Origin of the sequence: Maricaulis maris (assembly GCF_003634045.1) — a bacterium.
GTDB lineage: Bacteria > Pseudomonadota > Alphaproteobacteria > Caulobacterales > Maricaulaceae > Maricaulis > Maricaulis maris.
Genome location: NZ_RBIM01000007.1, coordinates 169942 through 189494, shown reverse-complemented (window position 1 = coordinate 189494; position 19553 = coordinate 169942). Strand labels below are relative to the sequence as shown.

Below are 19553 nucleotides of genomic sequence, written 5' to 3'. Positions count from 1 at the left end.
GGGAGCGGATGGGGCGGGGTGTGGCGGCGACAGTCGATTACTCGCCTTCGCGCTTCATCTGCGCTTAACTCGCGCCCGGCGCGCAATCGGGGAGACGGGCGTGGACGATCAGGCCCAAAAGCAAAGCGACAACAAGGCCGCCGAGAAGGCCGCGCGCGAGGCTGCCTGGTGGGAGCATTGGCGGGAACAGGATTTCAGCTGGGCCGGGTTGGCGGCGCTGGATGCTTATGGGAGACCAAAGCACCGCTGGATCGGCTGGTCGGTTTCACCGGACAAGCGCTGCGTGGAGACCGCAAAAGCGCCTGAAGGCTCACGCCCAGCGACGCTGCAGGATTATTTTCGCCAGGATCCGGACACCGGCCGAATGCGGTCGGACCAAGCGCTTCGCGATGCGAGTCTGCTTATCGGGGACACCGGCCAGGCCGATTTCCATATCCTGCACCTGCCCGAAACCCATGCCGACAGGACACCCAGCTTCAAAGCCGATCTTGATGCGGCTGAGTGGGGTGTGCTGGAAGAAGAGGTCAGTCGTCGCCTCGTCCACAGCGGCGCGACAGACAAGACGGTCAGCATGTATGGCTTCAAGGGCGCCGATCATCGCGTCCAATTCACTGGCGCAATCTTGCGCCGCTTCCCCCGTCCGCCCGCCCCCGCAAAAGTCGAACATGCCCGGCCGCAGCTCCATCTCTGCGCCGATCGCTCCGCCTGGCTGGACAACGCGGACGCAAGCCGCATCGACTTCGCGTCACCGCTGTCGATGGCCACGGTTCTCTTCAAGGGCAGCGCTTACTTCTATCAAGCGCAATTCTCCGGCGGATACGCTAAATTCAATCAAGCGCAATTCTCCGGCGGATACGCTGACTTCTATCATGCGCAATTCTCCGGCGGGGACGCTAAATTCAATCAAGCGCAACTCTCCGGCGGTAACGCTTACTTCACAAAAGCGCAATTCTCCGGCGGATACGCTGACTTCTATCATGCGCAATTCTCCGGCGGATACGCTAAATTCAATCAAGCGCAATTCTCCGGCGGGGACGCTAAATTCAATCAAGCGCAATTCTCCGGCGGGGACGCTGACTTCAATCAAGCGCATTTCTTCGGCGGATACGCTAACTTCAATCAAGCGCATTTCTCCGGCGGGGACGCTAAATTCAATCAAGCGCAATTCTCCGGCGGATACGCTGACTTCAATCAAGTGCAATTCTCCGGCGGATGCGCTGACTTCAATCAAGTGCAATTCTCCGGCGGATACGCTAAATTCAGTCAAGCGCAATTCTCCGGCGGATACGCTGACTTCTATCATGCGCAATTCTCCGGCGGGGACGCTAAATTCAATCAAGTGCAATTCTCCGGCGGATACGCTAACTTCAATCAAGCGCAATTCTCCGGCGGTAACGCTTACTTCTCAGGCATTCTGGCCTTGGGCGATGTCAACCTGGCGCGCGGTGAGCTATCCGGTACCGAGGCTGGCGAGTTGCGCCATTCCAACGCGCCTGGCGACACCTCTGCCCGCGCCTCCGAAGGGACAACGCAATCCGGTCGCGATGTCTCGCAGATTTGGCTGACCACACCCGGGGCCCGGGCCGAAGCGGGCGCGCTTGCCAGTTTCAAACTCGGCAATGCCCGCATTTTCGGGACTGCGGATTTTTCGGATCGGGTGTTTTCCTCTGAGCCCGATTTCGAGGGAGTCAAATTCTTCGGGCGGTCGAGCTTTCACGGCGTCAGCCTGCATGAAGGCGTGCGCTGGAAAATGGCCCGCTTTCGCTTTGGCACGCCGATGCGTCCGCGCCGCTTTCCCGGCTGGGACAGGGCCTGGCGCCAAGTCGATGCCACCGTCAGGTCATGGCTGGGACGAAAAGCCCCGCACGCGCCCGACTACATCCCCTTCCCGTCACGCGAAGAGTTATGGGACGAAATCGAGCGTCGGGCTGGTGACGGCGGCCTGCCGGATAAAGCCCGAGCGCAGTTCAATGAGACCTACGACGCGGCCAAGGCCCGCTTCGATGATCGTGGCTTGGAGGCGAACCTTTACGAGTCCGATTATCGCACCCTGAAACGCCTTTCAGCGAAGATCGGGGCGAGTGCGGAGGAACAGCGCTTTTTCGCCCTCGAGCTGAAGGCCCGCCAGGCCCGGCGCTTGACCGGGCGAAGCGACGACGAAGGCCGCGATACCGACGTCACAGCCTGGGAGGCTGTCTTCGCGCGGCTTTACGGCGCCGTCACCGATTACGGCCAGAGCCTGACCCGGGTTCTGGGATGGATGGGTGTGGTCTGGCTTGCGAGTGCGGCCAGCTATCTCGCCCTCGCCGTCACCGCGCCGCCCCTGCCTGCACCGCAAACCCCTGTCGCCCTGCATCAAACGCCCCGCCTGATCGGGGCGCAGGAGGACGCGTCACCGACGGACGATCGCTGGACCGCCTATTGGCGCCAGGAAGGCCGCACCGGCTTGCTCGGCCCGGCGCTTTACGGGCTGGAGATGACTGTCGTGCCCGTGGTCAATCCCGGCGGACACCATCCCTGGACGCGGCGCCTTGAAGGCCCCAATGCTGACGGACACGCCTACTGGTTCGCCCTGGTGCGCCTCATTCACCGTCTGCTCGCCCTGCCGCTGGCCTTTCTCTTCCTGTTGACCCTGCGCCGGCGTTTCCAGATCAGCTAGTCAAACACCCGCGCCTTCACCGCATCCGCTGCTTCATCGGTCGGGCGTCCGGGACGCCCGGCGAGGCGCCAATAGCACCAGCCGGCGGCCGCGCCGACGGCGAGGAAGACAAGGTAGAGCCAGAGCGGAAAGGGGCTTGGTCCCTCAGCTGCACCGAAGTTCAGGGTGCCGACGAGGAGCTGCAGCAGGACAAGGGAGAGCAGCGAACCGGCGATCAATTCGCTCAGCGGCCGCGGCCATTTCAGGCCCCGGAACAGGCTGACCAGCCCCCAGACCGGCAGGGCGGAAACCAGTGCGGTGACAACACCGCCGAACAGGCCCCACACCGGCGCCATGGTCACGGTGACCCAGTAGTTTTGCCGTCCTGCATCACTCCCGGCATCGAACACCGCGAGAAGGGCGAAACCGGCGATCACCACCACCGAGACCAGGTAACAGGTCAGAAGCCACGCCCCGATGGCGCGCCAAGGATTGCGTCCGAAGAGGCGTTTGAGCGCGGTGGGCATGGCGGACGATCTCCTGCAGGGCGACGGACCACACTCAAGCGACCGCCCACGCCCGAATTATGGCCGCACCGACAGCCGCCAGTAAACCGCGCCGCCGACCAGTCCGGTCGCTGCGAAGAAACCGGTCATCGGCAGGCCTTCCAGCCCGTAGGAGAGCGGAAATCCGAAAAGCTGGATGGCGGCGCCGCCGGTCAGGGCGCCCATGACGAGGTGAACGGGCAGGCCGTACCAGCCGCGCCAGCGCCGGACCCAGGTCAGGATCACCGTCGGGAGGGCGGTCAGGACCGCGATATAGCCGCCGATGAACAGGCTCCCCGGGACCAGGGCCTGCAGGAATTCGGCCTCGGCCTCGACACCGCCTTCCGCCTCGATGACTGCCAGCAAAGCCAAGCCGATGACGACCGTCAGGCCGGACGCGACAGCGGCGGCGAGCCAGGCCAGGACATTGCGCATCGAGCCGGCAAGGCTCAGTGGCGGGCGTGTCGGTGTGGTCATGATGATCCCCTTCCCGGACTTGTCTTATCAACCAAAGACATGAGCTTGAACGATTTTCTGCGGCAGCGGGTTGTGCGGGCGCGGGCGCCCGGCGATCTGCCAGTAGACCCAGCCACTGATAGCGCCAGCGAGACTGAAACCAGCTGTCAGGACGAGGCCGGTGCTGCGCATCTCCGCCTCGCCCGCGCCGAACATCATGGCGCCGGCAAAGATCTGGACCAGCGCTGCGCCCATCAGACCGCCGACCAAGACGTCCGCCCAGGGCCGCCCCGCCTTCACGCAACGAACGAGACTGGTCAGGACCAGCATCGGCGCGGCTGTCAGCGCGGCGACAAAACCCCGAGATAGGCGCCGACCAGCGGCGCGGCAATTACCGCGGTCACGACGACCTCGAAAACTTCCCAATCGAAGATCATCGTGGCAATCCAGAAGCCCGCACTGAGGACCATGCCCGCGACATAGCAAGCTAGGAACCAGGCCGCGAACGCCCGCCAGGGGGCTTTTCCAACCGCTCGTCTGAACAAACCCATCATCGTCTCCATATCCGGTGATATCGGCAGCGCGCCGCTCAATCCCCCCGTGCGAGGACTTCGACATGGCCCTGATCGGGCCGGTTGATACTTGGTTCGTGACCCGGTCTCCCGGCCGCCAGCCAATAAGCCAGACCGCCAACACCGCCGCTGAAAGCCGCGAACAATGTCAGACCGATGCCGCGCGGACCGTCCAGCATTGGCCAGCCGAACAGCTGGGCCAGTATCGCGCCCATCAGGGCCGCCGTGAGAAAATCCGACGCGCCGCGACGCCAGTGCGCGGCGCGTTCGGCAAGGACAAGGAGCGGCATGGGAATGGCGGTCAGGAATGCGATCAGCGCGGCAGAAGCCAAGGCCCCTGGCAGCGCGCCGGCCAAGACCGCCAGAAAGCGAACGGCTTCAGTCTCTCCGCCGGCGAGACTGGCGACACCGATCGCCCAATACCCCGTCAGCGCCGTCGCGGCGCAACCGGTGAGCCAGGCGACCACCGGGTTGGGCGCGTCGGGGCAGGTCACATGCCCGGCCACGGCCTTGACGATTCCAGCGCCCGGCGCCCCGCGGCCCGACTTCCGGTCAAGGGCGGCATCCCGCCGCGCCATCCGGGCGGCATTGTGGGCCAGCGCTGGGGGGAGCCTGCCATGCGTCTTCATGTCCACCTCCATTCGTTGATTTCTGTTTTGACAGAAATAACTGACTCAACGAATGTGACGGGGTGACGCAGGGGGTGGCGCTGGGCGCCTTATCCACACGTCGCTTGTCAGCCAGCAGGCGGCTTCTCACGCGGATTATGGGGTGGCGGGCACCGGACGCGCCGGGCGCGAAACTACAGTACATTTTTCCCGGACGCGCGTCAGCGCGATCCGGGACCGACGTGAGACTCATCGCTTGCCGGAAGCATCTGTGGGTCCCGGGTCTGCGCCCGGGAAAAATGGCTCGAGTACGCGCCAGCGCGCGCCGGCGGGTCTCGCCCCTAATTCCGAAAGTGGTTCGTAATCGGATAACGCCGATCTCGCCCGAAATTCTTGGGGCCGATCTTGACGCCCGGCGGGGCCTGGCGGCGTTTGTATTCGGCGCGGTAGAGCAGGTTTTCGATGCGTTTGACTTCGGCTTCGTCATGGCCGTCGGCGACCAGCTCGCGGACCGAGCGCTCTTCCTCGACGAGACCGTAGAGAATGGCGTCGAGCACGTCATAGGGCGGCAGGCTGTCCTGGTCGGTCTGGTCTTCGGCGAGTTCGGCCGAGGGCGGCTTGGTGATGATACGCTCGGGAATGACCTGGCCGACCGGACCGAGACCGACCTGGTGATTGGCCGAATTGCGCCACCAGGCGAGTTCGAAGACTTCCGTCTTGTAGATGTCCTTGAGGGCGTTATAGCCGCCATTCATGTCGCCATAGAGGGTGGCATAGCCAACCGCCATTTCCGACTTGTTGCCGGTCGACAGCACCATCGGGCCGAACTTGTTGGACAGCGCCATCAGCACCACGCCGCGGGCACGCGATTGCAGGTTTTCCTCGGTCGTGTCCGGCTGGGTGCCCTTGAAGGGCGTCGACAGGATGGCGTTGAAGGAGGCAATGGTCGGCTCAACATCGATGATGTCATAGCGGATGCCCAGCGCCTCGGCGCAGGCCTTGGCGTCCTCGAAGCTTTCCTGGCTGGTATATTTCGACGGCATCATCACCGCCCACACCTTGTCCGGTCCGAGCGCGTCAACCGCGATCGCCGCCGAAATGGCACTGTCGATCCCGCCGGACATGCCCAGCACGACACCCGGAAAGCCGTTCTTGTCGATATAATCCCGCAGGGCACGGGTCATCGCTTTCCAGTCCGCCTCGAGGCCCGACTTGACGGACACGATCTGGCCTCCGGCGCCGAACCAGCCCTTGTCGGTTTTCACCCATTCTACGGCATCGAGACATTCCTCGAAGGCCGGCAGGCGCTGGACCTCTCGGCCCTCACTGTCACGCGAGAAGGAGGCGCCGTCGAAGACCAGCTCGTCCTGGCCGCCGATCTGGTTGACAAAAACCATGGCTTTGGGTCCGGGCCAACGATCAAACCAGGTCGCAAAGGCGTGCTTGCGCTCACGTTCAATGGTGCGGCGCCAGGGCGAGCCATTGATCGTGATGATCATCTCGGCGCCCTTGTCGATCAGCGCCTGTGGCACGGCGTCCAACCACAAATCCTCGCAGATCGGCAGGCCGAGCCTGATGCCGCGCCATTTGACGATGTCGGGCAGCGGCCCGGGCTCGAAGACACGCTTTTCGTCGAACACGGCGTAATTCGGCAGCTCATGCTTGAAACGCAGGGCCACCAGCTGGCCCTTGTCCAACAACGCCACCGCGTTGTGCAGACGCTTGTTCTGGCGCCAGGGCAGACCGATCAGGATGGCCGGGCCGTCGCGCGTCGCAGCGGCCAGCATCTCCAGCGCCTCGCGGCAGGCTTCGACGGCGGAGGGTTTGAGCACGAGGTCCTCGGGCGGATAACCCATCAGGAACATCTCGGGAAAGATCACCATGTCGCCGCGACGCGTCCGCGCCTCGGCGTGGGCCGCGCGGGCCTTGGCCAGATTGCCCGCAACATCCCCGACAACCGGGTTGAGCTGGGCGGTGACGAGAATGATGCGATCTGTCATGGCCGCGATTTAGACCGCGCCGCGGGCCTCTGCAAGTCGTCGCGCAACAGGATCAGGAGCCGTAAGTGCGCGCGCCATCGATCGCCCGCGCTGCATCCAGCGCCCGCAGGCCGGCAATACCCGGCACCGCAACCGGCGCCCCGTCGAGCACTGACGCGATGAAAGCGTTCACATTGGCGCCCAGACTGTCCTTCGCGGTCGCGCTCTCGGCGAAGTCCGGATTGAGCGCGTAGGGCGTCGTGTTGCTGAAGGTCTTGGCCACGAAATCGATCTCCAGGACGCCGGCCTCATACTCGACCTTCATCTTGCGGTCGCGCTCGTGGTGGACACGGCTCGCGACGAGTTCCGCCTCACAGCCATTGTCGAACACCAGATGCGCCTTGGCGATGTCGGGATGGTCAAACCGCCCCTTGTCCACTTCGCCGGTGACCGATTTCACAGCGCTACCGGACAGCGCAATCACCAGATCGAGATCATGCACCATCAGATCCAGCGTGACCGAGACATCGAGACAGCGATCCGAAGCCGGACCCATGCGGCTGGCGGTGATCTTCGTCGGCGTCGCGTCAACTGCAAACAGCCCCATGGCGTTAAACACGAAGCGCTCCTGGTGACCGACCTGGAGCACGCAGCCATGTTTGGCGGCCAGCGAGATCAGCTCGCGCGCCTCTTCCACCGAGGAGGCAATCGGCTTTTCCACGAGGACATGCTTGCCCATGGCAAGCGCGGTGGCGGCGGCCTCGAAATGGTGCACGGCCGGGCTGGCGACCGTGATGGCATCAACCCCGGCCAGAAAGGCGGCAAAATTGTCGAAGCCCTTTGCGCCATGTTTTTCAGCCAGCGCCTTGGCGCGCTCGAGATCAGGCTCGTAGACCCCAACCAGCTCGACCCGCTCATTGGCGGCGTATTTCGACGCGTGGAAGCCGCCGAACACGCCGGCGCCGACAACGCCGGTCCGAAGGATGCGGGATTTGGAAGCCATGAACTCACCTCTTTTGATGGCGCCGTGAATAGCGTTGCCGCCGCCACGATCAAGCGGGACATGCATCACCACTTGTTTCGGGCAATTGCAGGGCAGGCACTGCCGACAAGCCGATCAGGTCCGGCAATCCCGGCTTGCACCGACCGGCGCGAGGCCTAGGATGACGCGAATATGGGGGATGCGCGTGCCAGACAGACAAGAGATTGACGGCGCCAAGCGCGCAAAAGACAGCGATACGCCGCTCGATTCCCTGTCCATCGCGGTCTTTGACGTCGATGCCCGGATTTTCCGGACCATGCGCGACTGTTTTCTCAAACCCGTCGCGGTCGCGACGGCCGGCATGTCACGTGACTATGCGCTTTACCTGTCGCCGATCCGGGTTTTCATCGCCCTCTTCTCTTTCCAGTTTGTCGTCGCCGCCCTGTTCGGAACCCCACTCACGGCGACGCTGGAATCGATGACGGCGTCGGACGCCGATCTCGACATTGCGGCCTGGCTCGCCTCGGCCCGCGTCGACTTCGAAACGCCGCTGACCTTTCAACGGGTTGAAGACAAGCTTCAGGCCATCCAGTCGATCACGCTGTGGCCCATCACCGCCCTGTCATCCCTGCCCTACCTGATCGCGCTCAAACTCTACCGGCCGTCGACGCCGCTCTGGGGCCATTTGCAAATCTACCTGGTCGCGACCAATGCCAGCTTCATCGTGATGATCGCGCTCATCCCCCTGCACACTTTGGGCGCCTTCGGCATTGCGGGCGGCATGTTGATCGCGCTGCTCGCCTTCTTCATCATCGCGGGTGTCATGCTGGCCCATTTCTACGGCCGGTCGATGATCGCACTGGGCCTGCGCCTCGCCGGGCTGGTTGCGCTTTTGCCGATCACGATGTTGATCACCATGATCGGCACCTTCATCACCATCGACTGGGTGTTGGAGAACGAGTTCGGCCTGCATTTCATGGCGCTCATTTCGCCGGAAGTTTTTGCAGAAATGTCCACATCATAAGAAAGAAACGGGAGTTGGTTGATGAAATCGCGTGAAATCCACCTGAATGCCTATCTCAAAGGCGCACCGGATCCGAAATACTACGACGTCGTGGAGACAGACATCCCCGCGCCGGGCCCGGGCGAAGTCCTGGTCCGCAATCTCTTCATCTCGGTCGATCCGTATATGCGCGGCCGCATGAGCGGCGTGCGCACCTATATCGGGCCGTTCGAACTCGGCAAGGTGATGGAAGGCGGGGCCGTCGGCGAAGTCATCGAGAGCAATTTCGACGGGCTGAAGCCGGGCGATCATGTCTCCTCCATGTTCGGCTGGCGCGAGGGCTATGTTGCGCCCGGCCAGGCGCTGACCAAGATCGACACCTCGGTGCTGCCGCCGCAGGCCTTCCTGGGCATTGCCGGCATGCCGGGCCTGACCGCCTATGTCGGGATCAAGCGGATGATTGACCTGCAGGCCGGCGAGACCCTGTGGATGTCCGGCGGCGCCGGCGCGGTCGGCACCTCGGGCGTGCAGTTCGCCAAGGCGATAGGCGCCACCGTCATTGCCACGGCCGGCGGGGCGGAGAAATGCGCCTTCGTCAAATCGCTCGGCGCCGATCATGTCGTCGACTACAAGGCGACCGACAATCTCACCGCTGCCATCGCCGAAGTCGCCCCCAATGGGGTTGATGGCTATTTCGAGAATATCGGCGGCACGCATTTCACCGCAGCGCTCAACTCCCTGCGTCCGAAAGGCCGCATGGCCGCCTGCGGCATGATCCAGCGCTATAATGATACCGGCGCCGCGACCCTGCCCGACAATCTCACCCAGATCGTCGGCAAGTCGCTGACCATTCGCGGCTTCATCGTCTCCGACCATGCCGACATGTTCGGCGACTTCGTGAAGGATCTCGGAGCCTGGATGGCCGCCGGCAAGATCAAGCCGGCCGAGACCGTGATGGAGGGTATCGACCAGGCCCCCGCTGCCTTCTCGGGCCTCTTCACCGGTCAGAACACCGGCAAGATGCTGGTCAAGATCTGATGACGGACGGGGCGCGGTGTCCGGGATTCCGGAACCGTGCCCCTGCCCGACCCCGGCGCTCTTGTGATCGCTAGCGCCGGGTCAGTCGGCCCAGTGTCCAACCGGCGGCAATTGCGGCAAGGACCGGCGCCCACGTCTCCCCCGCACCTGCGAGAAGCGCGAGCACATACGCGCCCAAACCTGCTGCAAGTGCGAACGGGAGCATGCGAATCGGACGATTCGCGACCGGCGCGTTATGATGCGGTTCACCCTGATACATGCTGTGGAATGTACGCAATTTGGGGGCCGAGCTGTGAAAAACCGTGATTTACCGGGGAAATTGCAGCGATTTGGCCCGGATTCGCCTGTTGCAGCTTGCAATCATGGGCAGTTCTTGGCCTTGATGGACCGTCAACGAACACGCGGCAACCGGACGGATACGATGACCGTGCTTGCCGGACCGCGAACAACTGGGGGGAACCCTATGAACAAGTCTGATCTCGCCAAAGCCGTCTCCGAGAAGACCGGCCTGTCCCGCGCCCAAGCGGGTGAAGCTGTGGATTCCGCCATCGAAGCCATCGTCGGCTCGGTCAAGGAAAACGACAGCGTCCAGATCGCTGGCTTCGGCACCTTCTATGCGAAGCACCGTGAAGCCCGTGAAGTGCGCAATCCGCGCACCGGCGAAACGATGATGTCCAAGGCTCGCACCCAGGCGGCTTTCCGTCCGGCGGCTGCCCTGAAAGACATCTAATCAGTCCATCGGGTCCTGATTAAGCGAAACGCCGCCCGGATATCTCCGGGCGGCGTTTTTCTTTGGGGTTTCTTCCCCACGCCGGTGGGGAGGAAAGACGCGTCTCAGGCCGCGTTGGCGGCGGAGTTATTGCCGCGCACGCGCTTGAGGCTCTCGGCGATGCGGAAGGCCATGTCGAGGGCCTGGTCGGCATTGAGGCGCGGATCGCAATGGGTGTGATAGCGCGCCGCCAGATCGGCCTCGGTGACCGTCTTGGCGCCGCCGACGCACTCGGTGACGTCACGGCCGGTCATCTCGAAATGCACGCCACCGGGATAAGCCCCCTCGGCGTAGAGCACATCCATGAAGCTCTCGAGCTCCAGCAGGATACGATCGAAATCGCGCGTCTTGTAGCCATTGCCGGTCTTGTGGGTATTGCCGTGCATCGGATCGGACGACCAGACCACATTGCGGCCGGCCTTGGTCACCGCTGCCGCCAGTTTGGGCAGGTTGTTGCGGACATTGTCCGCGCCCATGCGCACGATCAGAACAAGGCGCCCGGCCTCATTGTCCGGATTGAGGGCATCAATCAGCGGCAGCAGATCGTCGGGCTGCATGGTCGGACCGCATTTGACGCCGACCGGATTTGAAATGCCGCGGGCATATTCGACATGGGCGCCGTCAAGCTGACGGGTGCGCTCCCCGGTCCAGATCATGTGCGCCGACGTGGCATACCATTGCCCGGTATTGGGATCGCGGCGGGTCAGCGCCTGCTCGAAAGGCAGGTGCAGCGCTTCGTGGCTGGTGAAGAAGTCGACCGCTTCCAGCGATGGCGCACTGTCACGGCCGATGCCACAGGCCTTCATGAAGGCCAGGGCTTCGGAGATACGGGTCGCGGTCTCGGCATAACGTTCGGCAGCCGGACTGTCGCTGACGAAGTCCTGGGTCCATTGGTGGACATTGTGCAGATCGGCATAACCGCCGGACGCAAAGGCCCGCAGCAGGTTCAGTGTCGACGCCGACTGGTCATAGGAGCGGATCAGGCGTTGCGGATCCGGCTCGCGGGCCTCGGCAGTGAATTCGGGACCATTGACGCTGTCGCCGCGATAGCTGGGCAGGGTCACGCCGTCGATGGTCTCGGTGTCGGAGGAGCGCGGCTTGGCGAACTGGCCGGCAATCCGGCCGACTTTCACGATCGGCTTGGAGGCGGCGAAGGTCATCACCACCGCCATCTGCAACAGCACCCGGAAGGTGTCGCGCACGCCCTCGGTGGAGAATTCCTTGAAACTCTCCGCGCAATCACCGCCCTGCAACAGGAAGGCCCGGCCCGCGCTGACGTCTGCCAGCTGGCGACGCAAGCGCCGCGCTTCACCGGCAAAGACCAGCGCCGGACGGGCGGACAGCTCGTCGAGCACCGCCTCCAGCTTCGCTTGATCCTTGTAGGTGGGCATCTGGCTGACGGGCTTTGCGCGCCAGGATTGGGGAGACCAGGTCATATCACTCAGCTGCTTTCAACTCCGGCGGTGTCCATTTTTCCTTCATGGTCACCAGCTCTTCCGCACTGGTCGGATGCACGGCACAGGCCGCATCGTATTGATCCTTGGTCAGGCCCGCCTTCACGGCGATCCCGGCCAGCTGGATCATCTCAGGCGCATCCGGCCCGACAATATGCACGCCCAGCACCCGCTCTGTCTCCCCGTCGACGACGAGTTTCATCAACATCCGCGAGGCATCGGGCGTCAGGGATAGTTTCATAGGCCGGAACGAGGTCTTGTAAACATCCACTTGTGCAAATTTTTTGCGCGCATCGGCCTCCGAGAGGCCGACAGAGCCAACAGGAGGCTGTGTAAACACCGCTGACGCAATGTCTTCGTGATCATAGGCCGTCGGCTTGTCACCGAACACCGTCGCCGCAAAGGCCGCGCCCTCGCGGATCGCCACGGGCGTCAGATTGACCCGGTTTGTGACGTCTCCGACGGCGTAGATATTGGCTGCCGACGTCTTGGAATAAGCATCGACCTTGATCGCACCCTTCGGATCGAGCGCCACGCCGGCCTTGTCCACGCCCAACCCGTCGACATGCGGATTGCGGCCGATCGCATACATCACGACGTCAGTATCGACATGATTGCCATTGTCGAGATGGACCCGCTTGCGGCCATCCTCCAGCTGTTCAATCTTGGAGAACACCGTGTGGGTGACCACCCGCACGCCCGAGCGCACCAGCTCCTCATGAACATGGCTGCGCACATCATCGTCAAAGCCGCGCAACACGGTATCGCCGCGATAGACCTGACAGACCTCCGCGCCCATGCCGGCAAAGATCTGCGCGAACTCACAGGCGATATAGCCGCCGCCGGCGATCACGACATGTTTGGGCAGGTCTTCCAGATGGAAAGCCTCGTTCGAAGTGATGCCCAGCTCGGCGCCCTCGATCTCCGGCACATAGGGTGTGCCGCCAACCGCGATCAGGATCTTGTCGGCAGTCATCGTCTTGCCGGACTTCACCAGGCGGATGGTGTGGGCATCCTCGAACACCGCCCGGTCCTCGATGACCTCGACACCGGAATTGTTGAGATTGCGCATGTAGATGCCGGACAGACGATCGATCTCGGCATCCTTGGCAGCGATCAGCTTTTCCCAGCTGAAGGAGGTCTCGCCGACCGACCAGCCATAGCTCTCCGCCAGTTTGAACGTCTTGGCGAATTCGCTGGCATAGACCAGCAGTTTCTTCGGCACGCAGCCGCGGATCACACAGGTCCCGCCGACCCGATATTCCTCGGCCACGGCGACCCGCGCCGCGCCATGCTGTTTCGCCATCCGGGCCGCGCGTACACCGCCGGAACCGGCGCCGATGACGAAGAGGTCGTAGTCGTACTGGGTCATTCAAATTGCCTTGTTGCGTGCAACAGAGCCTAAAGCTCCATCACCCGGGCGTCACCGTCCTCACCGACGATGACGACACGAGCCAGATTGATGAACAGGCCGTGCTCGACCACACCGGGGATCGCTTTCAGGGCCAGGTCAACGGCACCAGCGTCCGGGATAGCCTCGCAGGCACAATCAAGAATGTAATTGCCGCCATCGGTGACCAGCGGCTCAAGCCCGTCACCCTTGCGGCGCAGCTGCACATCCGGTGACTTGATGCCGACCTTGCGCAGCGCCTCATAGACCTGCTTGGCGGTCAGCGAGAACCCGAAACGGTCCACCTCCACCGGCAGCGGGAATTTGCCGAGGGTCGAGACCAGCTTGGTCTCGTCGACCATGACAATCATCAGGTCGGAGGCATTGGCGATGATCTTCTCGCGCAACAGGCAGGCGCCGCCACCCTTGATCAGCTGGAAACGGCCATCAACCTCATCGGCACCGTCAATGGTGATCGAGATTTGATTGACATGGTCGACATCGATCAGCGGCACGCCATTCTCGACCGCCACCTCGGCCGTGCGCTGCGAGGTCGGAACACCGCGCACCTTGAGGCCGTCCTTCACCTTCTCGCCGAGCAGGCGCAGGAAAATCTCTGCCGTCGAGCCCGAACCGAGTCCCAGCGTCATGCCGTCTTCGACATAGTTGAGAGCAGCCGCTGCGGCGCGGGCCTTCTGGCGTTCGGCGCTCATTGGTCGACACCACCCAGCAGCACATATTTGAGTTCGGTGAACTCCTCGACACCCCATTTGCCGCCTTCGCGACCAATACCGCTTTCCTTGACCCCGCCAAAGGGTGTTGAGGCGGCCCCGACCATCGGCGCGTTGACGCCGATCATGCCGTATTCGATGCCTTCGGTCAGACGGTGCACCCGGCCGACATCCTGCGTGTAGATATAGGCGGCCAGACCAAAGGGCGTGTCATTGGCCAGCTTGATGATGTCGGCCTCGGTTTCGGCGCGGTAGACCGAGGCCACCGGTCCGAAAATTTCCGAGCACGACACATCCATCGACGGGTCGCCGCCGTCAATCAGGGTCGGGGCGTAGAAGGAGCCGCCCAGCTCCTCGGTCAGCGGCTTGCCGCCGGTGACGATGCGGGCCCCCGCCTCGCGGGCCTGTTGCACCAGCTTGTCGACGCGGGCGACGGCGGTCATGTGGATCAACGGGCCGACCGTGGTCTCGCTGTCGAAGCCGTCGCCAGCCTTCAGCCTGGACACGCGCGCTTCCAGCGCCGCGACGAGTTTGTCGGCAATGGCCGGCTGGGCGATGATGCGGTTGGCCGAGACGCAGGTCTGGCCGGAGACGCGGAATTTCGAGGCGATGACGCCGTCGGCCGCCTTCTCGATATCGGCATCATCCATCACGATGAAGGGCGCATTGCCGCCCAGTTCCAGCGCGACGCGTTTCACCGTCGACGCGGCCTGGCTCATCAGCAATTTGCCGACCGCCGTCGAGCCGGTGAAACCGACCATGCGAACATCGCTGGAACCGGTCAGCACGCCGCCGATCGCCGGTGCATCGCCGCAGACCACGTTGAAGACGCCATCGGGAATGCCGGCGCGCTTGGCCAGCTCGGCCAGGGCCAGGGCCGAGAGCGGGGTTTCCGGTGCCGGCTTGATCACCATGGTGCAGCCCGCCGCCAGGGCCGGCGCACATTTACGGGTGATCATGGCGACCGGAAAATTCCACGGCGTAATACAGCCGACCACGCCGATCGGCTGGCGGATAGTCCAGCCGCGCGAGCCCGGGAAAGGCGTCGACAGGGTTTCGCCATGGACGCGCTTGGCTTCCTCGGCCGACCATTCGACGAATGAAGCACCATAGACGACTTCGCCCTGCGCTTCCTTGTTCACCTTGCCCATTTCCAGGGTGATCAGGGTCGCCAGGTCCTGGGCGTTTTCCAGGATCAGCTTGTGCCATTTCATCAACAGGGCAGCGCGCTGGAAGGGTGAGACCTTCTTCCAGGTCTCGAAGGCCCGCGTCGCGGCCGCAACCGCGTTGCGCGCGCCAGCCTCGCCGACATCACCGACCGTCGCGATGACCTCGTTATTGGCCGGGTTGAGCACATCGACACCACCCTCACCGCTGACCCATTGGCCATCAATGAAGCTGTCGGTGCGATACAGGCTCTTGTCGCTCAAACGGTCCGTAACACTCATGTCTGGCTGTCCTTTCTGGCCTTGCGGGCTTGCTTGGCGGTGTGGAAGCGGGCCGCCCAGCCCGGCTTGTGGGTTTGCGGCGTGCGGGCGAGCGCAAGCGCATCAGCGGGCACATCCTCGGTCACAATGGTTCCGGTCGCCGTGAAAGCGCCCGCCCCGACCGTGACCGGCGCGACGAGACAGGTGTTCGACCCGATGAAGGCATTCTCGCCGATCACGGTTCGATGCTTGTCATATCCGTCGTAATTACAGGTGATGGTGCCGGCTCCGATATTCGCGTTCGCGCCGATCGACGCATCGCCGATATAGGTAAGGTGGGAGACTTTTGCGCCCTCTGCGAGCTGCGATTTCTTGATCTCGACGAAATTGCCGACTTTCGAGCCCTCGCCGAGCTCGGCGCCGGGGCGCAGCCGTGCAAAGGGTCCGGCATGGGCGCCACGTTTCAGATGCGCACCTTCGACATGGGAATGAGCGTGGATGACCACGTCCTCCTCGATCACCACGCCGGGGCCGAACACAACATTGGGTTCGATCACCACATCGCGTTCGATCTTTGTGTCATGGGCGAAGAAAACCGTCTCCGGCGCGATCAGGGTCACGCCGTCGGCCATCATCTGCGCACGCATGCGCGCCTGGAAGGCTGCTTCCGCTTCAGCCAGGTCGGCGCGGGAATTCACGCCCAACACCTCGTCGGCATCGGCGACCACCACCGCGGCGCGCAGACTGCGCTTGCGGGCCAGGCCGACAACGTCGGTGAGATAGTATTCCCCATTGGCATTGTCATTGGTGACCTCGCCCAACAGGTCGAACAGGAGGTCCGCCGGCGCCGCCAGAACGCCGGAATTGACCAGGCCGACGGCGCGTTCGGCCTCATTGGCGTCCTTGTATTCGACGATCCGGTCGAGATCGCCATCGGCATTGGTGATCAGCCGGCCATAGGCCGCCGGGTCCTCCGGCTCGAAGCCCAGAACGGCAACCGACGCGCCGCCCTCGAGTGCCTCAAAGACCCGCGCCACGGTCGCGGCGGTGATCAGGGGCGTGTCGGCGTACAGGACAATGGCATCGCCGGTCAGGTCGGTCAGGGCGGCGCGCGCGGCCTGCACGGCATGGCCGGTGCCCTTGGGTGGATCCTGCAGCGCGGTGCGCGTCCCCAGTGCCTCGGCGGCATCCCGCACGGCCGGCGAATGGGCACCCCAGACCGTGACAATCTCGGAGGCGCCGCAATCGGCGGCCAAGGCCACGGCCCAGTCCAGCATCGGTCGACCGCCGACCTTGTGCAGGACCTTGACCGTTTTCGACTTCATCCGCGTGCCTTGGCCGGCGGCGAGGATGATGGCGGCGCGGGATCGGGACATTGCGGCTTCCTTGTCCTGTGGAATCGACGGTTTCGACCTGTCGAGCGCTATAGCCTATCGCTCCGGCGCGCGTAACCTAGCTTCTCCTGCTTTGCTCGCTCAAAGGCCTGAAATCATGCTCGACTCCCGTGACGCCGCCCTGTTTGCCGACGCTGCGATCGCCTTTGACCTGGACGGCACCCTGGTCGACACCGCGCCCGACCTGCTGCGCGCCCTCAATGCGGTCATCCGTCCGCTGGGCCTGCAGGCCGTGGCCCTGGACGAAGTCCGCGCCATGGTGGGACGTGGCGCGCGCGCGCTGCTGGAGCGCGCCCATGCGCGTCAGGGCCGGGTGCTGGAGGATGCAGATGCCGCAACCGCCCGGTTGATCGAGATCTACGGCCAGGACGTGGCCGCCCACAGCAAGGTCTTCGACGGGGTTGAGGAAACGCTGGCCTGGTTGAAGACGCAAGGCAGCCGCCTGTCGGTCTGCACCAACAAACCTTCAGCCCTGTCGGACATGCTGATCGGGGAGATGGGTCTGAGCGGCTATTTCGACCGCATCATCGGACCGGAACGGACAAGCGCCAAGAAACCGGCAGCCGACCATGTTCTGGACGCGCTGGGCGCCGGATACAGCCGCGCGGCACTCATAGGTGACAGCGAGCCGGATGTCGCGGCAGCGCAGGCAGCCGGCCTGCCCAGCGTGGTCATGAGTTATGGCTACAGTGAAAGACCGGCCGACTCCTTGGGAGCCGGCCGGGTCATTCATGTCTTCAGCGATGTACCGCTGGCGCTCGCCGATCTGTGGCGAACCACGACCTGATCAGGCCGTGCGGCGCTCGCGACCGGCATCATTGGCAGCGCGGGTCGGCATGCCGTTGACGAGGTTGGAGCGCACATCCGTGCGGGCAGAGCGCATGGCAGGCATGAAGCCGGCTTCCACGAGATCCACGGAAACATCATAGCCGCGCTCGGCCCAATAGGCTTCAATACGCGCTTTGAGACGACGCGCACCTTCAGGCGTGCACAGATCATTACTCATGAACAAAACCTCCTACTCGACCGAAGCTTCCCTCGGCCGGGAATTGCGTCCAATCTGGTGATTGACGGGACGGGCCGTTGCGGCCGCGTTCCAGCTTGGGGGAGGCTGATATAGGCAGGACGGCCATATGACGAGAGCATGACGGTGTGGCAAGTTGTCGCACATGAGGCGAGACACATCTGCACTTCAACTTCCTCGCGTAGTTGACCGGTTAGAAGTGCCTGCTTATACGGTCGCTTTCCGGAAACACCGGGCGATTAGCTCAGCGGGAGAGCACCTCGTTCACACCGAGGGGGTCACTGGTTCAATCCCAGTATCGCCCACCATTTCCTACCTTCCCTACCGTCACGATCTCCAGAATCGCGCTTGTGATCGCCACTGCGGCAGTGCGATTCTGTCCATTCCCGCCGCTGCGGAGGGGGTGCGCCGCCTTGGCACTGCCCCGGCCTGCACGGATTTCTTGCGAAGCATTCTCATTGATGAGATGACTGTCGGCAACCAAGCAGAATGGGTGTGATATGAAATCCGTGAAATTCCTCGCATTGGCGGCGAGCGCCGCGCTGGCAGCCTGTTCCCAACCGGCCACTGAAGACGGCGACACGGCCCGTGTCGTCAATGTCTACAGCGCGCGCCATTATTCCAGCGACGCCGCAATCTATGCCGCATTCACCGAACAGACCGGCATCGAGGTCAATCTGGTCGCCGCCAGTGGCGATCAACTGATTGAACGGGTTCGTGCCGATGGCGAGCGCAGCCCGGCCGATGTCATCATCACCGTCGACGCTGCCCGCCTGCACCGGGCCGAGCAGGCCGGCCTGTTCGCCGCCTCCGACTTCTCTGATCTGGACATCGACATCCCGACCAACCTGATCGATCCGGAAGGTTATTGGGTCAGCTTTGCCAAGCGCTCCCGCGTGATCGCCTACTCGAACGACCGCGTTCAGCCGGGCGAGATCGCGACCTATGAAGACCTCGCCGATCCGCGCTGGGAAGGCCGTATCTGCGTCCGCGAGAGCGGCAATGCCTACAACCAGTCCCTGCTCGCCTCGCTCGTTGCCCATCTGGGTGAAGAGGACGCCCAGGCCTGGGCCCAGGGCATTGTCGACAACATGGCCCGCGAGCCGCAGGGCGGTGACCGCACCCAGATCAACGGCATTGCCGCCGGTGAGTGCGACGTCGCCATCCTGAACCATTATTACTACGCGATGATGGTCAATTCCGACGATCCGGCCGCCCAGGCCGCCGCCGCCGCGGTGACCCTGTTCTTCCCCAACCAGGAAACAACCGGCGCCCACGTCAATGTTTCCGGCGCCGGCATTGCGGTCAACGCGCCGCACCCGGAAGAAGCCCGGACGCTGATCGAGTTCTTCTTCAGCGATGACGCCCAGCGCGCCTTTGCCGAGATGACGAATGAAATCCCGGTGCGCACCGATGTGAGCTGGGACAATCCGACGCTGGCCGCCATGCTGCCCTTCAACGAAGACAGCCTGAACGTCTCCGAACTGGGCGACAATAACGAGACCGCCCAACGCATTTTCGACCGGGTCGGCTGGCAATAAGC

Annotated in this window: 19 protein-coding genes and 1 tRNA gene; 7 read left to right on the top strand and 13 right to left on the bottom strand. The window is 63.4% G+C overall.

Translation table 11 applies throughout. The features are described from left to right. The first annotated feature begins 100 nt into the window (after positions 1 to 100). Complete coding sequence (locus tag C7435_RS14870; RefSeq protein ID WP_121212293.1) at positions 101 to 2659, top strand: pentapeptide repeat-containing protein; 2559 nt, start codon at positions 101 to 103, stop codon at positions 2657 to 2659. On the opposite strand, the gene C7435_RS14865 is transcribed toward C7435_RS14870, so the two are convergent. The 7 genes from C7435_RS14865 to C7435_RS14840 all read right to left on the bottom strand — a co-directional run bounded on the left by C7435_RS14865 (position 2656) and on the right by C7435_RS14840 (position 7801). Next, positions 2656 to 3165, bottom strand: a complete 510-nt coding sequence (locus C7435_RS14865) for a hypothetical protein (protein ID WP_121212292.1) — start codon at positions 3163 to 3165, stop codon at positions 2656 to 2658. The genes C7435_RS14870 and C7435_RS14865 overlap by 4 nt on opposite strands. 57 nt (positions 3166 to 3222) lie before the next feature. Beyond that, on the bottom strand, positions 3223 to 3660 hold the full coding sequence (locus C7435_RS14860) for a hypothetical protein (protein ID WP_121212291.1): 438 nt from the start codon (positions 3658 to 3660) through the stop codon (positions 3223 to 3225). Positions 3661 to 3687: 27 nt separating this feature from the next. Then, positions 3688 to 3969 (bottom strand): hypothetical protein, encoded by a 282-nt coding sequence (locus C7435_RS14855; protein ID WP_121212290.1) that lies wholly within the window; start codon positions 3967 to 3969, stop codon positions 3688 to 3690. A gap of 11 nt (positions 3970 to 3980) precedes the next feature. Next, the gene (locus C7435_RS17025; protein WP_147422719.1) at positions 3981 to 4190 is read right to left on the bottom strand and encodes a hypothetical protein; all 210 of its coding nucleotides are present in this window, start codon (positions 4188 to 4190) and stop codon (positions 3981 to 3983) included. Positions 4191 to 4228: 38 nt separating this feature from the next. Continuing rightward, positions 4229 to 4840 carry a hypothetical protein gene (locus C7435_RS14850; protein WP_147422718.1) on the bottom strand — a complete coding sequence of 204 codons (612 nt, stop codon included), beginning with the start codon at positions 4838 to 4840 and terminating at the stop codon, positions 4229 to 4231. A gap of 320 nt (positions 4841 to 5160) precedes the next feature. Further along, a complete protein-coding gene (locus tag C7435_RS14845) occupies positions 5161 to 6819 on the bottom strand; it encodes an NAD+ synthase (RefSeq protein WP_121212288.1) in 1659 nt (552 codons plus the stop codon). A 52-nt stretch (positions 6820 to 6871) separates the two neighbouring features. Beyond that, positions 6872 to 7801 carry a Gfo/Idh/MocA family protein gene (locus C7435_RS14840; RefSeq protein WP_121212361.1) on the bottom strand — a complete coding sequence of 310 codons (930 nt, stop codon included), beginning with the start codon at positions 7799 to 7801 and terminating at the stop codon, positions 6872 to 6874. A 184-nt stretch (positions 7802 to 7985) separates the two neighbouring features. Between C7435_RS14840 and C7435_RS14835 the strand changes: the two genes are divergently transcribed. The 3 genes from C7435_RS14835 (at position 7986) to C7435_RS14820 (ending at position 10551) form a co-directional block, all read left to right on the top strand. Then, positions 7986 to 8804, top strand: a complete 819-nt coding sequence (locus C7435_RS14835; protein ID WP_158025631.1) for a DUF3667 domain-containing protein — start codon at positions 7986 to 7988, stop codon at positions 8802 to 8804. Between the two features lie 21 nt (positions 8805 to 8825). Beyond that, positions 8826 to 9821 (top strand): NADP-dependent oxidoreductase, encoded by a 996-nt coding sequence (locus tag C7435_RS14830; RefSeq protein ID WP_121212286.1) that lies wholly within the window; start codon positions 8826 to 8828, stop codon positions 9819 to 9821. Between the two features lie 463 nt (positions 9822 to 10284). Then, a complete protein-coding gene (locus C7435_RS14820; RefSeq protein ID WP_075190975.1) occupies positions 10285 to 10551 on the top strand; it encodes an HU family DNA-binding protein in 267 nt (88 codons plus the stop codon). A gap of 104 nt (positions 10552 to 10655) precedes the next feature. Here the strand turns inward: C7435_RS14820 and C7435_RS14815 are convergent, their stop codons facing one another. From C7435_RS14815 to glmU, 5 genes are read right to left on the bottom strand one after another with little or no spacing between them, the layout of a single operon-like run. Further along, on the bottom strand, positions 10656 to 12026 hold the full coding sequence (locus C7435_RS14815) for a class II 3-deoxy-7-phosphoheptulonate synthase (RefSeq protein WP_121212284.1): 1371 nt from the start codon (positions 12024 to 12026) through the stop codon (positions 10656 to 10658). A gap of 1 nt (position 12027) precedes the next feature. After that, on the bottom strand, positions 12028 to 13416 hold the full coding sequence (gor, locus tag C7435_RS14810) for a glutathione-disulfide reductase (protein ID WP_121212283.1): 1389 nt from the start codon (positions 13414 to 13416) through the stop codon (positions 12028 to 12030). Between the two features lie 29 nt (positions 13417 to 13445). Then, entirely contained in the window at positions 13446 to 14147 is a 702-nt protein-coding gene (gene rpiA / locus C7435_RS14805) for a ribose-5-phosphate isomerase RpiA (protein ID WP_121212282.1), read from the bottom strand. Next, positions 14144 to 15613 carry an NAD-dependent succinate-semialdehyde dehydrogenase gene (locus C7435_RS14800; protein WP_075190979.1) on the bottom strand — a complete coding sequence of 490 codons (1470 nt, stop codon included), beginning with the start codon at positions 15611 to 15613 and terminating at the stop codon, positions 14144 to 14146. Before C7435_RS14800 ends, rpiA begins: the two co-directional genes overlap by 4 nt. After that, complete coding sequence (gene glmU / locus C7435_RS14795) at positions 15610 to 16968, bottom strand: bifunctional UDP-N-acetylglucosamine diphosphorylase/glucosamine-1-phosphate N-acetyltransferase GlmU (protein ID WP_121212281.1); 1359 nt, start codon at positions 16966 to 16968, stop codon at positions 15610 to 15612. The genes C7435_RS14800 and glmU overlap by 4 nt, the downstream gene beginning before the upstream one ends. Positions 16969 to 17083: 115 nt before the next feature. Here glmU and C7435_RS14790 point away from each other — a divergent pair, with 115 nt between their 5' ends. Beyond that, entirely contained in the window at positions 17084 to 17773 is a 690-nt protein-coding gene (locus C7435_RS14790) for an HAD hydrolase-like protein (protein ID WP_075190981.1), read from the top strand. On the opposite strand, the gene C7435_RS14785 is transcribed toward C7435_RS14790, so the two are convergent. After that, entirely contained in the window at positions 17774 to 17992 is a 219-nt protein-coding gene (locus C7435_RS14785; RefSeq protein WP_075190982.1) for a phosphoglycolate phosphatase, read from the bottom strand. It abuts the gene before it with no gap. A 251-nt stretch (positions 17993 to 18243) separates the two neighbouring features. On the opposite strand from C7435_RS14785, the gene C7435_RS14780 reads away from it, so the two are divergent. Together C7435_RS14780 and C7435_RS14775 are read left to right on the top strand one after the other, a co-directional pair. Beyond that, a tRNA-Val gene (locus C7435_RS14780) sits at positions 18244 to 18318 on the top strand. A gap of 192 nt (positions 18319 to 18510) precedes the next feature. Next, complete coding sequence (locus C7435_RS14775; RefSeq protein WP_121212280.1) at positions 18511 to 19551, top strand: extracellular solute-binding protein; 1041 nt, start codon at positions 18511 to 18513, stop codon at positions 19549 to 19551. Positions 19552 to 19553: the final 2 nt, after the last annotated feature.

Excerpts from the sequence above, each read along its gene's own strand:
- gor (WP_121212283.1), bottom strand. The coding sequence starts at position 13,416 with ATGACCCAGTACGACTACGACCTCTTCGTCATCGGCGCCGGTTCCGGC.
- C7435_RS14840 (WP_121212361.1), bottom strand. The coding sequence starts at position 7,801 with ATGGCTTCCAAATCCCGCATCCTTCGGACCGGCGTTGTCGGCGCCGGC.
- C7435_RS14815 (WP_121212284.1), bottom strand. The coding sequence starts at position 12,026 with ATGACCTGGTCTCCCCAATCCTGGCGCGCAAAGCCCGTCAGCCAGATG.
- glmU (WP_121212281.1), bottom strand. The coding sequence starts at position 16,968 with ATGTCCCGATCCCGCGCCGCCATCATCCTCGCCGCCGGCCAAGGCACG.
- C7435_RS14775 (WP_121212280.1), top strand. The coding sequence starts at position 18,511 with ATGAAATCCGTGAAATTCCTCGCATTGGCGGCGAGCGCCGCGCTGGCA.
- C7435_RS14785 (WP_075190982.1), bottom strand. The coding sequence starts at position 17,992 with ATGAGTAATGATCTGTGCACGCCTGAAGGTGCGCGTCGTCTCAAAGCG.
- C7435_RS14865 (WP_121212292.1), bottom strand. The coding sequence starts at position 3,165 with ATGCCCACCGCGCTCAAACGCCTCTTCGGACGCAATCCTTGGCGCGCC.
- C7435_RS14855 (WP_121212290.1), bottom strand. The coding sequence starts at position 3,969 with ATGCTGGTCCTGACCAGTCTCGTTCGTTGCGTGAAGGCGGGGCGGCCC.
- C7435_RS17025 (WP_147422719.1), bottom strand. The coding sequence starts at position 4,190 with ATGGGTTTGTTCAGACGAGCGGTTGGAAAAGCCCCCTGGCGGGCGTTC.
- C7435_RS14790 (WP_075190981.1), top strand. The coding sequence starts at position 17,084 with ATGCTCGACTCCCGTGACGCCGCCCTGTTTGCCGACGCTGCGATCGCC.
- rpiA (WP_121212282.1), bottom strand. The coding sequence starts at position 14,147 with ATGAGCGCCGAACGCCAGAAGGCCCGCGCCGCAGCGGCTGCTCTCAAC.
- C7435_RS14820 (WP_075190975.1), top strand. The coding sequence starts at position 10,285 with ATGAACAAGTCTGATCTCGCCAAAGCCGTCTCCGAGAAGACCGGCCTG.
- C7435_RS14830 (WP_121212286.1), top strand. The coding sequence starts at position 8,826 with ATGAAATCGCGTGAAATCCACCTGAATGCCTATCTCAAAGGCGCACCG.
- C7435_RS14850 (WP_147422718.1), bottom strand. The coding sequence starts at position 4,840 with ATGAAGACGCATGGCAGGCTCCCCCCAGCGCTGGCCCACAATGCCGCC.
- C7435_RS14860 (WP_121212291.1), bottom strand. The coding sequence starts at position 3,660 with ATGACCACACCGACACGCCCGCCACTGAGCCTTGCCGGCTCGATGCGC.
- C7435_RS14800 (WP_075190979.1), bottom strand. The coding sequence starts at position 15,613 with ATGAGTGTTACGGACCGTTTGAGCGACAAGAGCCTGTATCGCACCGAC.
- C7435_RS14845 (WP_121212288.1), bottom strand. The coding sequence starts at position 6,819 with ATGACAGATCGCATCATTCTCGTCACCGCCCAGCTCAACCCGGTTGTC.